The organism is Actinomyces sp. S4-C9 (assembly GCF_000758775.1).
GTDB lineage: Bacteria > Actinomycetota > Actinomycetes > Actinomycetales > Actinomycetaceae > Gleimia > Gleimia europaea.
In genome coordinates, this window is record NZ_JRMU01000012.1 from 16040 (window position 1) to 31664 (window position 15625).

Consider the following 15625-nt stretch of genomic DNA (forward strand, 5'->3'; position numbering starts at 1 on the left):
AACGCAATGTTTTCTAAGACGAGGGAGTCTTCATGAAAGTAATAGTCGCCATGGTGGCACAGTAGGTGGCGTTCCCGCAGCAATCGTAAGTGTTTAACAGTAACGTTCCGCATCTCGCGATAGAGGAGGAGATTTCTTTGACCAACGTGCAACGAAGCGACTGGGATCAGTGGTGGCGAACCGCTGTGATTTACCAGGTTTATCCGCGTAGTTTCAGTGATTCGAACGATGATGGCCTGGGCGATGTGCGGGGCGTCATTAACCGGCTGGATTATTTGCAGAAGCTTCGTGTTGATGCGATTTGGATGTCTCCGCACTACCCTTCGCCGCAGGCTGATGCAGGGTATGACGTGGCGGACTATTTCGACGTCAACCCTGAATATGGCACGTTGGAGGAGTTCGATGAGCTGATCGCGCAGGCTCATGAGCGCGATATTAAGATCATCATCGATATCGTTCCTAACCACTCGTCGGATCAGATGAAGCTGTTCCAAGACGCGTTGGAGGCCGGCCCGAGCTCCCCGGAGCGTGACATGTACATGTTCCGTTACAGCGAGGGGAAGTGCCCTAACAACTGGGGGTCATTGTTTGGCGGTCCTGCGTGGACGGCGGTTGAGCCCCTCACAGATAGTGAGGCGGATCGTAACTGGTGGTATTTGCACCTGTTTGCTCCGGAGCAGCCAGACTTTAACTGGGAGAACCCGAAGGTGCACGAGTTCTTTAGGTCTTACCTGCGTTTTTGGCTAGATCGAGGTGTGGATGGTTTCCGCGTTGACGTGGCGCACGGCCTCGTGAAGGAAGAGGGCCTGCCTGATGACAAGGTTGGGCCGGATCGTTGGGCTGTTGATCCGGACGAGTACACCCAGACTGAGGGTCCGTTCTGGGACCAGCCTGGCGTACACGACATTTACCGCGAGTGGCGCCGCGTACTAGATGAGTATGGGCGCGATCGCGTGTTGGTTGCGGAAGCGTGGCTGACGCCTGAACGCGAGGCTCTTTACGTGCGTGAGGACGAGATGAGCCAGCAGTTCAACTTCAATTATTTGGAGGCAAACTGGAATGCGGAGCGGGTGCGCGCGGCAATCGATGACCCGATTAAGGCTAATGGGGTTGTGGGCGCTCCAGTTACTTGGGTGATGAGTAACCATGACGTGGTTCGCGCAACAACGCGTTACGGTTATGAGCCGCAGATTGATTGCGGCCGAGGTATTGGTGTTGATGATCCGCAACCGGATCGCGAGCTGGGCCTTGCGCGCGCGAAGGGCATGGCTGTGTTCACCATGGGGTTGCCCGGCTCGATGTACATCTATCAGGGCGAGGAACTTGGGCTTCCCGAGGTCACTGACTTGCCTGATGAAAGCCGCCAAGATCCCACCTGGTTGCGTACTGGCCACCAGGTTCGAGGCCGCGACGGGTGTCGCGTGCCGATCCCGTGGGAGGCGGACGCGCCGCACTTTGGTTTTGGTACGGGCGACACGTGGTTGCCACAGCCGGACTACTTCGGCGAGTTCGCGGCGGATATCCAGGACGATGACCCGGCCTCGACGCTGAACCTGTACCGCCGCGTGCTGAAGCTCCGCCGTGAGCTTGAGCTGGCGAAGGGCGGCGTCGAGTGGGTTGATCTGGGAGACGAGAACGTCCTCGCGATTCGCAATAAGGGCGTGCTGCTGGTGTTGAACATGACTTCGCGGCCGGTGACAGTCAAGGACGTTACCAGCGTGGTAGCGTCGTCTTGCGATGTTGTTATCGATGAGGGCGAGGCTGTTGTGCCCGTAAATTGTGGAGCGTGGCTCCGATAGGTAAGTAATGCATGTGCATAGGGGTGCCTCTATGTACATGCATTATTGTTTTTGGGAGGTTGTATGGGCGTTACACGGGCTGACGTTGCTAGGCGCGCCGGTGTGTCACCGTCGACGGTCTCCTATGTGTTTTCGGGGGCGCGTCCGATTGGTGAAGAGACGCGTCAGAAGGTGCTGAGCGTTGCCAAGCAGCTCGGTTATGTGCCTAACGCCTATGCGGCGAATCTGGCGGCGCGAAACTTGCGCACTATTGGTATCCACCTGAATATTACGAACTCTGGCTTGGATCGTAGCTCAGCCGAGTACGTGACGGGCATGATGCGGCGCTGTACTGAACTGGGGCTCACCCTGTTGGTGCCTACAACCGTGGGTAATGATGAAGGAACATTCCGCAGGTTCTTGAGGTCGCGTTTGCTTGACGGTGTGATCTACATGGAGGTCGAGCAAGATGATTGGCGCGAGGACGTCCTGCTTTCTGAAAAGGTGCCCGCGGTGGCCTTAGGATTTTCAGGCAGGAAGGGCGGCGTTCCTTACGTTGAAACTGACTTCGATGCCGTAGGGCGGATTGCGGTCGATGAGTGTATCGCTCGCGGGCATAGCCGCGCCCTGTTGATTGGCAGAAAATCGCGCGAAGCTAACCCGGCTGATCGTGTGGGGAAGGCAATTCATAGGGCTACGCTAGAGTGCGCACGCGAACGCGGTTTTCACCTGGAGCAGATGCTGCTACCCGTGAACTTCCTTGCTGCCCAGCAGGTCATTTCTCTAATGCGCGACAATGCGGATGAGCATCCGGTGATTATTACCGACAACATGCCGGTTGCGGAGGGCGTGATCGGTTTTGCTACGGATCACGGCCTTGAGCTGGCTCGCGATTACTCGATTATGACGCTGGGCGGTCAGATCGGTTACACGGCTGATACGGCGTTTGATTTGTCGGAGGTCTCAACGGACCGCGAGCAGATGGGGCGCCAGTGCGTGGATCTGCTGGTTGGCGCCTCGCGCGCGAAGTCCGTTGAGGACCTCCCAAATAGTGTGGTTTGTGAGCCTAGTTTTATTGATCGAGGCTCGCTTGCGAACCTGAATGAATAAAACTTTCTATTCGTTCAAGTTCAGTAGTTCGAACTCGTCGAGGCTCCAATTGAGCGGCTCGGGAATCGTGCCGTAACATGAACTGCCCTCGCCACCAGTACAGGTGACGAGGGCAGTGTCAGTATTCGGTTATCTCAGTTTTCTCGAGATTCGCGAGGAAGCGTTTTAGCTTTCGCGTTGGAAAGACATGGTTGCTTCGTAGGTCTGTTCGGACGGCCAGCGCGAGGTGATTGCCTTTGCCCTGGTGTAGAACTTCACGCCTTCTGGGCCGTGGATGTGCATGTCGCCAAGTAGGGACTGTTTCCAGCCGCCAAACGAGTAGTAGGCCACCGGGGTTGGGATCGGTACGTTGATACCAACCATGCCGGCCTCCACGTCCAGGCTGAAGCGGCGTGCAACGCCGCCGTCGTTCGTGAAGATTGCGGAACCGTTGCCGAACTCTACAGCGTTTACGATCTTGATGGCTTCGTCATACGTGTCTGCATGCACGATTACAAGAACGGGGCCAAAGATTTCTTCGTAGTATGCCGGCGAGTCCAACGGAACGTCGTCGAGGATGGTTGGGCCGAGGAAGTGGCCGTTCTCGTAGCCCTCAACAACTAGCTTGCGGCCGTCTAGCACGACCTTAGCGCCGCGCTCTTCCGCGTCGTCAATGAGGCCGGTGATGCGTTTCTTAGCCATTGCGGAGATGACCGGGCCCATCTCGACGCCTTCGCCCATGCCTTCGCCAACGTGGATCTTCTCGGCATGTTTCTTTACGAGGTCGGCTAGCTTTTCGCCGATCCCGCCAACTGCTACAACTACCGGCAGTGCCATGCAGCGTTCGCCGGCGGCTCCGAAAGCAGCTGCAGAGATGTGCTGTGCAGCAAAATCTAGGTCTGCGTCCGGCATTACAATGGCGTGGTTGTTTGCCCCGCCAAGTGCCTGAACACGCTTACCGTGCTTCGTGGCCGTGTCCTGCACGATGTGTGCAACCGGCGTTGAACCAACAAACGACACGGCGTCAATACCGGGGTGTTCCAAAATGTTCGTCACCAGTGAGCGGTCGCCAGACAGCACCTGGAATACGCCGTCAGGAAGGCCAGCTTCCTTGTACAGCTCCGCAGTAAGTAGCGCGGCGGAGGGGGTGGCCGAGGACGGCTTCAAAATGAATGCGTTACCGGTGGCAATCGCCAGCGGGTGCATCCACATGGGAACCATCGCCGGGAAATTGAACGGACAAATGCCGGCAACAACGCCAACGGGCTGCCTGATGCTGTGAATGTCCACGCCGGTGGAGACGTCAAAGGAGTACTCGCCCTTGAGGGCGACGTTGATAGAGGTAGCAAAATCGAGGGTTTCGCGTCCGCGTTGAATCTCGCCGATTGCATCCGAGTAGTTCTTGCCGTGCTCTGCAACGATCAGGCGAGCCATCTCATCTTGGTGGTCGAGCACCAGTTGGCGCATGCGGAACATGATTGCAGTGCGCTTGGACAGCGGTACTTTAGCCCACTCTTTTTGTGCCTTCTTGGCGATTTCTACGGCGTGGTCAAGGTCATCTCCGGATGCCTCCAGAAGGGTGCCTTCAACTTCACCCGTCGCTGGGTTTTCAACGTCAAGCGTGGCAATAGGGTTGCCTTCGTAGTACTTTCCGTCGACCCAATGCTTAATAGTTTTCATCTGCGAACCTCTTTGTGCACTATTTGAAAAGCGGGAAGGTGATCCCGTCAGCGGTTACATTCTACAACCATATACGGTATTTGTCATGACAAAGATATTGTTTGGCTGTTTATGCGCGTGAAAACGCGAATCGGGTGGGATACGCCGAGAAGAAAATGGCGTGATCCCACCCGATCCGGGTTCTATTGGCTGCTATTTAGCTGGCTTGGTGTACTGGCGCTGAGGCTCCTGGTCGCGCAGGTATTCCTCATACGCTTTTTGTGTGGATTCGATGCGAGATACCTGCGATACGGGGACGTCCCACCAAGAGCTGGAAGGCGGGTTTGGTCCGTAAAGGTCAGTCTCGATGTAAATCATGGTGGTCCGCTCAGCCTTCTCGGCTACGCGGTACGCTTCCTTGAACTCCTCGATGGTGCGCACCTCGATCACGTCAATGCCCCAAGAACGGGCATTTGCTGCTAGGTCCACGTCCAGTTTGCGGCCGTCCTCAGTGTGGCTGGCGCCGCCGCCCGCACGGTAGCGGGTGCCAAATCTTTGCGAACCGCGTGATTCGGACAGCGCGCCAATGGATGCGAAACCGTAGTTTTGCAATAGGACGAAGATGACTTTGATGCCTTCTTGCGCGATCGTGGCAAGTTCCATGGGAAGCATCTGGTAGGTGCCGTCACCAACGATCGAAACTACCTGCGAATCAGGTAGTGCCATCTTCACGCCGAGGGCAGCAGGAATCTCGTAGCCCATGGTAGAGAACGCGTATTCCACGTGGTACTGCACGGGTGTGCGAGCACGCCACATGGCCTGTAGGTCGCCGGGCATTGATCCGGCTGCGTTGATCACTACGTCGTTGTCGCCCATCATTTCGTTTAGGGCACCAAACACCTCTACCTGGGATGGTAGTGGGGCGTGGCCAAGGTTGGTCAAATGGTCAACTACCTTGTCCCACGCGGCTTTTTCCGTGGCGATTTCCTCAGCGTAATCGGCCTCCACGTGGAAGTCGCTAAGTTTTTGTGTGAGGGCAGACAGTGCCTCGCGCGCATCGGCAATAACCATTTCGCCGCTGTTCTTAACGGCATCGAATGCCTTGACGTTGATGTTCAGGAACCTCACATCGGGGTTCTTGAACTGGGTGCGTGAGGCGGTGGTGAAGTCTGAGTAGCGTGTTCCTACACCGATCACGAGGTCGGCCTTGTCAGCCAAGTGGTTTGCGGCGTCGCAACCGGTGGAGCCAACTCCGCCCACGGACTGCGGGTGGTCAAAGTTGATTGCACCTTTACCGGCCTGCGTGTCAGATACGGGAATGCCAGTGACTTTGGCGAACTCGCGCAGTTCTTCGCTGGCGTGGGAGTAGATGACGCCGCCACCCGCAACCAGGAGGGGGCGCTTGGCGCTGCGAATCCTCTGTGCCGCGCGTTCAAGCGAGGCCTCGTCAGCTGGCGAACGACGAATGTGCCAGACGCGCTTTTCAAACATCTCGACGGGGAAGTCGTACGCTTCTGCCTGCACGTCCTGGGGCATTGCGAGTGCCACTGCGCCCGTGTCGGCCGGGTCGGTTAGCGTGCGCATGGCTTGCATGAGGGAGGGGAACAGCTGTTCGGGCCTGTTAATACGGTCAAAAAAGGTGCAAACCGGACGGAATGCGTCGTTGACCGAGGTATCCAACGTTTGCGGGTTTTCGACCTGCTGTAGTACCGGGTCAGGCGTCCTGGTTGCGAACTGGTCCGAGGGGAATAGAAGAACGGGCAGGCGGTTGGTGGTGGCCAGCGCTGCGCCGGTAACCATGTTCAAAGAGCCGGGGCCAATGGAGGCGGTACACATCATCGCCTGCATGCGTTCAGATGCCTTCGCGTAGGCAGCGGCGGCATTGACTTGCCCCTGCTCGTTGCGCGGCATGTAGTAGGGCATTTCGCCGCCGTCTGGTTCGGGGTCAATTTCGTTTTGGAGCAGTGCCTGGCCGATGCCGGCCACGTTGCCGTGTCCGAAAATGCCGAAGGCTCCGGTTATGAAGCGTTGTTCAACTCCGTCGCGTTCGCTGTATTGGTTCACCAGAAAACGGATGGTGGCTTGTGCGACCGTGAGTCGAATCGTTTGGACTTGGTGGGTCATGATGCGTTCTTTCTGTTATTACTCAGAGTCGGAGGGGTTCATTGGGGTCATCGGCAGGCGCGGGTCAACCTCTTGGGTTTCCCAGGTTTGACGCACCCACGTGTGGTGGGGGTCGTCGGTCATTAGCCACACAGAGTCTTCTGCCGGCCCTGCCATTACGTTTAGGTAGTAGAGGTCGTAACCCGGTGCTGCGATCGAGGGGCCGTGGTATCCGTACGGCATTACCACGATGTCGCGGTCGCGAACTTCGGTGCAGACATCAATGTCGTGTCCGGGGGAGGGGTAGATCCTCTGAATGGCAAAGCCTTCGCGGTCCCCGTCTCCGCGGCGAATCTCGTAGTAGTAGATCTCTTCAAGCTCTCGCTCGACTTCGTTGTGTTCGTCGTGCTTGTGAGGGGGGTAGGAAGACCAGTTGCCACCAGGGGTTAGAACTTCGCATGCAAGTAGGTGCGAGGTTTCAACCGTGTTGCCAAGCGCGTAGTTGTTGACCTGCCGGGAGGAGGGGCCAGCGCCGCGAAGGCCGGTGCCAACTTCTTCGCGGGGGCAGTAGCGAGGCGAGAGGTCTTTGGTGGCTTTGGCACCAGGTAGGGCGATGCGGGCATGTCCGGATGCGGTGATCGTGATGTCCTTGTTTCGCGGAATGTAAGCGTAGTCCGTGATGTCGGTAAACACGGATTCGCGTCCCTTGATCTCGTATTCTTCGTTCCCTACCTTGACTGTGCACCCGCCCGATAGTGGAAGCACGAGGTATTCGGTCTCGTCGCCTTCGACGGTGATGGTTTCGCCGTCAGGAAGATTTAGCACGCGTAGCGAGGACCATTCCCAGCCAGCCCGCTTAGGATCCAGGTCGGTTTCGTACGAGCCGTGCGAGGTTGAGCCGGCGCGAACAATGTATTTGCTGTTGTCCGTCATTGGTACTCCTTGGGATTCACGATTGGTTCCACTCTTTAAAGCTTATGGCGCGCAGAAGCTAACGTCTTCGTCGCTCGCGCTAAGAAAGCACTTGTTTGCAATTGTCGGTCTTTTTGTTTCGCACGTCAAGTATTGTCAAGACAATATTAGAAAATGGGTTGTGTTGCGTGGTGGCGGACGCGAGTTTTGCTCAATTTGCTCTTGCGTGTGGGGCTTTGTGGATATATATGCGAAGCTTTGTTGGCATGGCCGACTGTTTAGTTAGCTGTGGCGCGGGTTTTTAGGAGGCTGTTATCTCTGAAATAGTTAAGAAAGAGGATTCTTTGTCGTTACAAACGCTTGACATGTGTTCTGATTTGGAGTTCACTTAGGGCTATGGAAAGTTGGATGTCCAATGGCGGACATCCCCAAGATTCTCACAGGAGGAACTGTGGCTGATTTTACCCCCGGGCCTTTGCTTACGGCGACTAAGAAATTCCCAACGGTGCTCTGGAACGATTCGTCGGATCTTGAAGAGCTTCGCCAGTCGATTTCGTTTGGCGGTGTTGGAGCTACCTGTAACCCGGTGATTGCTTACACCACGATCTATAAGCACCCTGAGATTTGGAACGATCGTATTAAGGCGATTGCAGACGCAAATCCGACGTGGGGCGAGTCTGAGATCGGCTGGCGCGCAGTTAAGGACATGTCTGTTGAAGCTGCCAAGCTTCTGGAACCAGCATTTGAGGAGCACAAGGGGCGCAACGGACGTCTTTCAGTTCAGACTGATCCGCGTTTCCACCGCGATGCTAAGGCCCTGGCTGACCAGGCTGAAGAGTTCCATAACCTTGCGCCAAATATTGTGGTCAAGATTCCTGCAACCAAGGTTGGTCTTGAGGCGATCGAAGAGGCCACGTACCGCGGCGTATCGATGAACGTAACTGTTTCGTTCACTGTTGCTCAGTGCGTTAAAGCAGGGGAAGCTATTGAGCGCGGTCTGAAGCGTCGTGAGGCTGAAGGCCATGACGTTTCGCAGATGGGCCCGGTCGTTACCCTTATGGTTGGCCGTCTGGATGACTGGTTGAAGCACGTTGTTGCTCGCGATCGTATCTTTATCGATCCATCTGCTCTTGAGTGGGCTGGCGTCGCAGCTATGAAGAAGGTTTACAAGATCTTCCAGGAGCGCGGTTTCCGTGCCCGTCCGCTGGTTGCGGCATTCAGGAATGTGTTGCAGTGGAGCGAGTTCCAGGGTGCTGACATGGTTGTTTCACCGCCGTTTAAGTGGCAGGAAATCATTAACGCTTCCGACTACGAGCCGGTTTCTCGCATCGATGTTCCAGTTGATGAGTACTACCTCGAGCAGCTTCGCTTGATCCCCGAGTTCCACCGTGCTTATGACGAGGATGGCATGACGGTAGAGGAGTTCGAAGACTTCGGCGCTACTCGGAAGACTCTTCGCCAGTTCCTGCAGGCAGATGCTGACCTTGATGCTCTAGTTCGAGACATCATCGTTCCGGCTCCGTAATTCGTTCTTCCTGTCCCTCGAGAGGTTAACTATGCTTCGAATTGGAATTATTGGCGCGGGCCGCATTGGCCGTGTACACGCTCGCTCTGTTGCGGCTCACCCGCAGGCTAAGCCCACTTTGATTGCCGATCCCATGTTGGATTCTGCTAAAGAGGTCGCGCAGGCGTACGGGACAGAAGCCACGAGTGAAGCTAATGATGTTTTCGCGTCTGACAATGTTGATGCAATCATCATTTGTTCTCCAACTCCGCTGCATGGCGATCACATTGTTGCCGCTGCGGCTGCCGGTAAGCCGGCTTTGTGTGAGAAGCCGCTGGCTATGGATAGTGAATCTGTTGCTCAGATTCGCGAGCGTCTGGAAGCCCAGGGTACGCCCAATCCGCAGGTGATGCTGGGATTTAACCGGCGTTTTGACCCGTCGTTCAGTGCGATTCATGAGGCGGTAGAGGCTGGCGAGATTGGTCAGCTTGAACAGCTGACGATAATCTCTCGTGATCCGGCTGCTCCGCCAAAGGAATACATTGCGGTTTCGGGCGGAATCTTTAAGGACATGACGATCCATGATTTCGACATGGTTCGCCACTTCCTGGGCGACATCAAGACGGTTACTGCGGTGGGGCAAAACCTTGACCCCGAGCTAGCAGATGCCGGCGATTTTGATGGCGTTGTAGTAACTCTTCAGAACGAAGCGGGTCGCTCCGCTACGATTACGAACTCGCGCCACTGTGCTTCCGGCTATGACCAGAGGCTTGAGGCGTTCGGATCTGAAGGCGCGCTCTTCGCCGAGAATATTCGTCCCACCACGGTTCGTCGCTCTTATAAGAACGTGACAGATGCTCAAGACCCGTATTTGGACTTCTTCTTGGAGCGCTACGAGGCCGCGTATGCGCGTGAGCTCAGTGCGTTCATTGACGTCATCACCGATGGGCGGGTCCCGTCCCCAGGAATTGAGGATGGCGCGCAGGCTCTACGTCTGGCTGAAGCCGCCGAAAAGGCAGCGAAGGAAGGCGTAGTAGTCCAGCTTTAGCTGTTAGTTTCAACACTTTGCGTGCCGGATATAGCATTATTATCCGGCACGCAAAGTCGTTGTTGAGATGTGATTATGCGCGTCTTTATGCGCGAAACCGCGCGCAACTTGCGTGTGAGTAAATGTGAACGCTAATGCTCGGACCCATATCTTTGTCTTTACAAACTATGGGGTTCTTAGTAGTCTGTAAGCGTCGATCACAAGGGTGGTCGATGCCGGCGCAAGCCGAGCACATAGCCGTGCGGGACCTTTTCCCAAACGGTTCCGCACAAGGAACCGTAAAGGAAGATCTAGATTGGGTACTTACGCGCTTACTGTCGCTGCTCCGCAAGCGATTAACGTAGAGGCTCGTCCTCTGTTCAAGTTGGTTCTCGCAGTTTTTGCTGCGATTGTCGCTTCCATGGTGATTGTCGGTATTGCGACTGATCTAACCGCACTGGTCATTTTCGCAGGATTCCTAACCGTATTTGGAGCTATTGCCGGCGTTTTTGTTGAGCTGCATCTACAGCTGAATCGCAGGTAAGCTTCTGGTTAGGCTGTAAAACGACCGCCAACTAGCAAGCGCCGGTCCCAATGGGGGGGAACGGTGCTTTTTTATTTGTGAGGGCAAGATGGCTGGGTTCACAACAGGTGCACTAATCGTATTGGGGTTGTGTGCATTTATAGTGGGCATATCTAAAACGGCACTGCCGGGTGCTGCCACGCTCGCGGTTGCTCTGCTGGCGGCAGTGATGCCTGCTCTCCAATCCACGGGCGTTATGTTGCTGATGTTGCTCGTGGGTGACGTGATCGCGATAGTTATGTATCGCAAGAAAGCTCATTGGCCAACTTTGGCGCGCCTCGTGCCGGGAGTTCTGGTAGGACTCGCTGTGGGCGCGTTGTTCCTATATGTGGCTTCTGATCGCGTTATTCGCGTGAGTATTGGTCTTGTTCTCCTCGCTCTAATTGCCGTGACAACTTTTCTTTTAAAGAAGAATGAACGCCTGAACGTAGAAGGACTTTGGGCAAGGGCATTTTTCGGTTCTCTTGCGGGTGCTACAACAATGGCTGCGAATGCGGGCGGTCCCGTGACAACGATGTATTTTTTGGCGGCAAAGTTCCCGGTTAAGACTTTTTTGGGTACTACGGCCTGGTTCTACTTTTTGGTTAACGTAGCAAAGCTCCCGTTTGCCGTGGCTTTGGGCAGTGTGAGTGGAGAATCTTTGCGGGTGGCCGCTCCGTTTTTGCCTCTAGTTTTGCTGGGTGCTTTGCTGGGCAGGGCTTTGGCTGCGCGCATGTCGCAGGAAGTTTTTGAGCCTGTGGTTACCGGTTTGACGGTGGTCTCGGCCGTGTATTTGTTGATTTAGCCCGCGTTGATTGGCAGTTTTCTTCCTCTTTTCTGGTTTAGGGTCTTGACCGCATCGCACCCTCCTGATAGATTTGTCAGTACAAAGTTTCAAAATATGTTGCCAAATATGGTGACGCGAGAAACGGACGAGGATGTTCGGAGGAAACGAATGACTACCAAGAAGACTATTGGCGTTGGAGTTATCTCCCTGGGCTGGATGGGGCGCCTCCATGCGCGTAGCTACAAGGCAGTGAGCGAGCATTTTCCTGAACTTGGAGTTCAGGTGAAGCTAGTTGCCGCTGCGGATCCGGTTGAGGAAGCTCAGCGGGCAGCTGTTGAAGATCTGGGGTTTGAGCGCGCTTACGGTGATTACCGTGAGCTGCTTGCAGATCCGGATGTTGATGTTGTTTCGATCTGTTCCCCGAACTTTTTGCATAAAGAGATCGCGCTGGCGGCTGTGGAGGCAGGCAAGCCGTTCTGGATTGAAAAACCGATGGGCGTGAGTGCCCAGCAGGCTAAGGCCGTTGCTCAGGCAGTTGCCAAGGCAAATTTGCCAACTGCAGTTGGCTTTAACTACCGCCATACTCCAGCGATTGAGTACATGCGTCACCTTGTGCGTAGCGGCGAGCTTGGCAGGGTAACAAACGCGCGTGTTTGGTTTATTGCCGATTACAACTCATCGCCGATGGGGCCGCTCACGTGGCGCGCTTCGCGTGAAAAGGCCGGTGCGGGTGTGGTTCCTGATCTGATGAGCCATGGCGCAGATTTAGCGCAGTACATTATTGGTCGCATTAGTTCGGTTTCTGCTCTGACGGACACGTTCATTAAGGAACGCCCGGTTCCGACGAAGATGGGCTTTGGCCACTCGGGTTTTGAGGTCGGAGATGAGATGGGCCCGGTGGAGAATGAAGACTATGTGGCTTTGCTTGCCCGTTTTGATAACGGCGTGGTCGCCACAATGGAATCGTCACGAGTTAGCGTTGGCCCTCGTGCCGAGTATGTTGTTGAGGTTTACGGCACTAAGGGTTCGGCGCGATGGAATTTTGAGCGTCTTAACGAGTTGGAAGTGTGCCTGGGCGTAGATAACGGTGCAACGCACGGTTACACGCGCGCTATGGCGGGCCCGCAGTGGGATAACTGGAGTCGTTTCCAGCCGGCTATTGGCACGTCTATGGGCTTTGACGACATGAAGTGCGTTGAGGCCGCACAGTTCTTGAAGTCGGTTCTCACCGGAGAACAGCACGCTCCGTCGGCTGCGGATGCTTGGTGCGCTGCGGAAGTAGATGAAGCTATCGTTGCTTCCGCCGCGGATGGTCAGTGGCATGCCGTTCCAGTAGTTGAAGGCAAAACCACTTTTGATTTGTAAACGGCACGTGTCTGCCTAATTGTCACTTCAGTACAGTTACACCCTCATTGTTGAGGATTAGGAAAGGAAGTCGCATGAGCGAGGATGCTCGTGAAATCCCGATGCAAGGGATAACCCGCGACGAGTTGGCGAAGGCTGTTAAAGATACCCCTCCTTCGGGTAAACACCGCGGCATTTTTGCGATTGCTGCTGTAGCTACGCTCGGTTCGCTGCTGTTTGGTTATGATACTGGCGTTATTTCCGGTGCGTTGCCCTACATGCACATGCCGTTTGGCGCAGATGGCCTGCAACTAACTGCATTCCAGGAGGGCGCTATTGGTGGCACTCTTTTGATTGGTGCCGCTCTAGGAGCTCTGATTGGTTCGAGGCTTTCGGACCGTTACGGACGCCGGCACAACATTACTCTTTTGGCTATTTTGTTCCTGTTTGGAGCTCTCGGAACTGCTTTTGCTCCAAACGTGTGGATTATGTATCCGTTCCGTTTGGTTCTGGGCTTCGCAGTTGGCGGCGCCTCGGCAACGGTTCCGGTCTATTTGGCTGAAACGGCGCCGAAGAGGATTCGCGGTTCTATTGTTGCTATTGACCAGCTGATGATTGTTACCGGTCAGCTACTGGCTTTCACGATGAACGCGGTTATCAACGCTATGCACGGTGGCCCGCAGCTGAACATTGAGAGTGATCCGTCAGGCAATCTCAATCCGGGGGTTTACTCTTACGACATGATTTCCGCGTTCCAGGCCACTAAGGGCGGCTCGATGAGCGCTGACCAGTACCATGCGTTCCTCGACCAGCTTGTGGTTTCGGCCGGTAACGGTGCGGCGTGGCGCTACATGCTTCTTCTGTGCTCGATCCCGGCTATTGCGCTTTGGATTGGTATTCGCCTAATGCCGGAATCTTCGCGCTGGTACGTATCTAAGATGCGCATGTATGACGCTATTGCTTCGCTGAAGCGTATCCGTGACCCGGAGCGTGATGGTTCCCTTGAAGATGAGCTGATGGAAATGATCGAGGCTCGTCAGCATGAGGCTGAGGTTGAACAGTCGAAGAAGGGATTGAAGTACGTATTCTCGGTGCCCTGGCTGCGAAAGCTCATGCTGGTAGGTGTTTTCCTTGCGATTGTGAACCAAACTACGGGTGTTAATACCGTTATGTACTACGCGCCTAAGGTCCTCGAATATGCGGGTATGTCCACTTCTGCTTCGATTACAGCGCAGGTTGCTAATGGTGTTATGAGTGTGATCGGTTCCGCACTGGGTATCTGGCTCATCATGAAGTTTAGGCGCCGCCAAATCCTGATTGCGGACGTGACCGGCGTGGGCATTTGTCTACTTGCCATCGCGGGCATATTCCAGTTCGCTATCGCTCCCCACATGGCTAATGGCACAACGCCGCCAAGCTGGGCTGCGTTCCTGATTCTTGGCCTCATGGGCTTGTTCATGCTGATTGTGCAGTCTTCAAACGGCACGGTGGTTTGGACGATGATGGGCGAGCTGTTCCCCGCAGACGTGCGTGGCGTCATGAACGGTACTGCAATCTTCTGCATGTGGATTACTAACGCAATCATTACCTGGACGTTCCCGCCAATGATGGAATCGCTGGGTGGTGGACGCACATACGCACTGTACGGTGTCCTCAACTTGGTGATTGCGGTTATCTTGTTCAAGGTTATGCCGGAAACCTCTGGCCGTTCCCTTGAGCAGATTGAGCGCGACATGGAAGAGCGCTACTCCTAAACCAGATGGGGAGGGAGGTCAGCCTCCCTCCCCATCAAATTCTTATCTTAGACTTTCAAAACGGTCCTTTTACTTTCTCGAAGGAGGCAATATGTCTTTCAAACTTGATCCAAAAACTACAATTTCTGATCCGAATGGCATCACGTGGGGGATGCACCCCATTACGTGGCGTAATGATGATATTCCTGAGGTTGGCGCGTACAACACGCTTGAGGACATGCTGCTTGACCTCGCTGATGTTGGGTTCCGTGGCACTGAGTGTGCGGGCTTCTTCCCAGCTAAGGAGGTCGTGAAGGAGCGCGCGGAGGCGCGCGGCATCAAGATTGTGGCGCAGTGGTTCTCTTCGTTCATTGTTCGTGATGGCGTAGAGGCAGTGATTCCCGAGTTCCGTGAGAAGTGCAAATACCTGCAGTACTTGGGTGCTACCCGGATTGTGGTGTCTGAGCAGACCGGTTCGGTGCAGGGTGTGCGCGACGTTTGCATCTTCACAAACAAGCCGGTGCTGAACGACGAGGAATGGGTAAAGCTGGCGGAGGGGCTGAACGTGCTTGGCGATATTGCGCACGAGTATGGTCTTGAGCTTGTCTACCACCACCACCTGGGCACGGTTGTGCAGACGAAGGAAGAGACGATTCGCCTGATGGATATGACTGATCCGGCAAAGGTCAGTCTTTTGTTTGACACCGGCCACGCATTCGTGGGTGATGGCGATGTAATGGGACTGCTGGAAGCCGTGATTGACCGCGTGCGTCACGTGCATTTCAAGGACGTTCGTGAGGAGAAGTTGCAAGAGTCGCGCGAGCAGAATCGCTCGTTCCTGGACTCGTTCCTAAACGGTATGTTCACTGTTCCTGGCGACGGCATGATTGATTTCACGCAGCCGTACCGTTTCCTTGTAGATCACGGTTACAAGGAGTGGATCTTGGTTGAAGCTGAGCAGGATCCAGCGGTTGCAAACCCGCATGAGTATGCGCTTAAAGCTCGTGACTACGTTGAGAAGACTCTCTTCAATGCGTAGATGCTAATGCTTTCGAAAGTACTCGCACACTGTCGAAAGTATACGGCCCTGTAGTGGGCTTTATAGGGGCTTGTGGAGGTCCGACCAT

12 protein-coding genes are annotated in these 15625 nt (G+C 55.1%); 9 read left to right on the top strand and 3 right to left on the bottom strand.

Going from position 1 to position 15625, the window contains the following annotated elements; translation table 11 throughout:
* The first annotated feature begins 137 nt into the window (after nt 1-137).
* Both HMPREF1628_RS06245 and HMPREF1628_RS08685 read left to right on the top strand, forming a co-directional pair.
* Nucleotides 138-1799, top strand: a complete 1662-nt coding sequence (locus HMPREF1628_RS06245; RefSeq protein ID WP_034509538.1) for a glycoside hydrolase family 13 protein — start codon at nt 138-140, stop codon at nt 1797-1799.
* A 63-nt stretch (nt 1800-1862) separates the two neighbouring features.
* The gene (locus HMPREF1628_RS08685; RefSeq protein ID WP_052038941.1) at nt 1863-2888 is read left to right on the top strand and encodes a LacI family DNA-binding transcriptional regulator; all 1026 of its coding nucleotides are present in this window, start codon (nt 1863-1865) and stop codon (nt 2886-2888) included.
* A 165-nt stretch (nt 2889-3053) separates the two neighbouring features.
* On the opposite strand, the gene HMPREF1628_RS06255 is transcribed toward HMPREF1628_RS08685, so the two are convergent.
* The 3 genes from HMPREF1628_RS06255 to iolB all read right to left on the bottom strand — a co-directional run bounded on the left by HMPREF1628_RS06255 (nt 3054) and on the right by iolB (nt 7562).
* Nucleotides 3054-4547, bottom strand: a complete 1494-nt coding sequence (locus tag HMPREF1628_RS06255; protein WP_034509541.1) for a CoA-acylating methylmalonate-semialdehyde dehydrogenase — start codon at nt 4545-4547, stop codon at nt 3054-3056.
* A 192-nt stretch (nt 4548-4739) separates the two neighbouring features.
* Complete coding sequence (gene iolD / locus HMPREF1628_RS06260; RefSeq protein ID WP_034509544.1) at nt 4740-6650, bottom strand: 3D-(3,5/4)-trihydroxycyclohexane-1,2-dione acylhydrolase (decyclizing); 1911 nt, start codon at nt 6648-6650, stop codon at nt 4740-4742.
* Nucleotides 6651-6668: 18 nt separating this feature from the next.
* Nucleotides 6669-7562 carry a 5-deoxy-glucuronate isomerase gene (gene iolB / locus HMPREF1628_RS06265; protein WP_034509546.1) on the bottom strand — a complete coding sequence of 298 codons (894 nt, stop codon included), beginning with the start codon at nt 7560-7562 and terminating at the stop codon, nt 6669-6671.
* Between the two features lie 394 nt (nt 7563-7956).
* On the opposite strand from iolB, the gene HMPREF1628_RS06270 reads away from it, so the two are divergent.
* The 7 genes from HMPREF1628_RS06270 to iolE all read left to right on the top strand — a co-directional run bounded on the left by HMPREF1628_RS06270 (nt 7957) and on the right by iolE (nt 15537).
* A complete protein-coding gene (locus HMPREF1628_RS06270; RefSeq protein WP_052038942.1) occupies nt 7957-9066 on the top strand; it encodes a transaldolase family protein in 1110 nt (369 codons plus the stop codon).
* 31 nt (nt 9067-9097) lie between these two features.
* Complete coding sequence (gene iolG / locus HMPREF1628_RS06275) at nt 9098-10093, top strand: inositol 2-dehydrogenase (protein WP_034509548.1); 996 nt, start codon at nt 9098-9100, stop codon at nt 10091-10093.
* Nucleotides 10094-10388: 295 nt separating this feature from the next.
* Nucleotides 10389-10616, top strand: coding sequence for a hypothetical protein (locus HMPREF1628_RS06280; RefSeq protein WP_034509550.1), 228 nt, complete (start codon nt 10389-10391; stop codon nt 10614-10616).
* Nucleotides 10617-10704: 88 nt separating this feature from the next.
* Nucleotides 10705-11439, top strand: coding sequence for a sulfite exporter TauE/SafE family protein (locus tag HMPREF1628_RS06285; RefSeq protein ID WP_034509552.1), 735 nt, complete (start codon nt 10705-10707; stop codon nt 11437-11439).
* Between the two features lie 150 nt (nt 11440-11589).
* The gene (locus HMPREF1628_RS06290) at nt 11590-12786 is read left to right on the top strand and encodes a Gfo/Idh/MocA family protein (RefSeq protein WP_034509554.1); all 1197 of its coding nucleotides are present in this window, start codon (nt 11590-11592) and stop codon (nt 12784-12786) included.
* A gap of 74 nt (nt 12787-12860) precedes the next feature.
* Nucleotides 12861-14519, top strand: a complete 1659-nt coding sequence (locus HMPREF1628_RS06295) for an MFS transporter (protein WP_034509557.1) — start codon at nt 12861-12863, stop codon at nt 14517-14519.
* 91 nt (nt 14520-14610) lie between these two features.
* On the top strand, nt 14611-15537 hold the full coding sequence (gene iolE / locus HMPREF1628_RS06300; RefSeq protein WP_034509561.1) for a myo-inosose-2 dehydratase: 927 nt from the start codon (nt 14611-14613) through the stop codon (nt 15535-15537).
* Nucleotides 15538-15625: the final 88 nt, after the last annotated feature.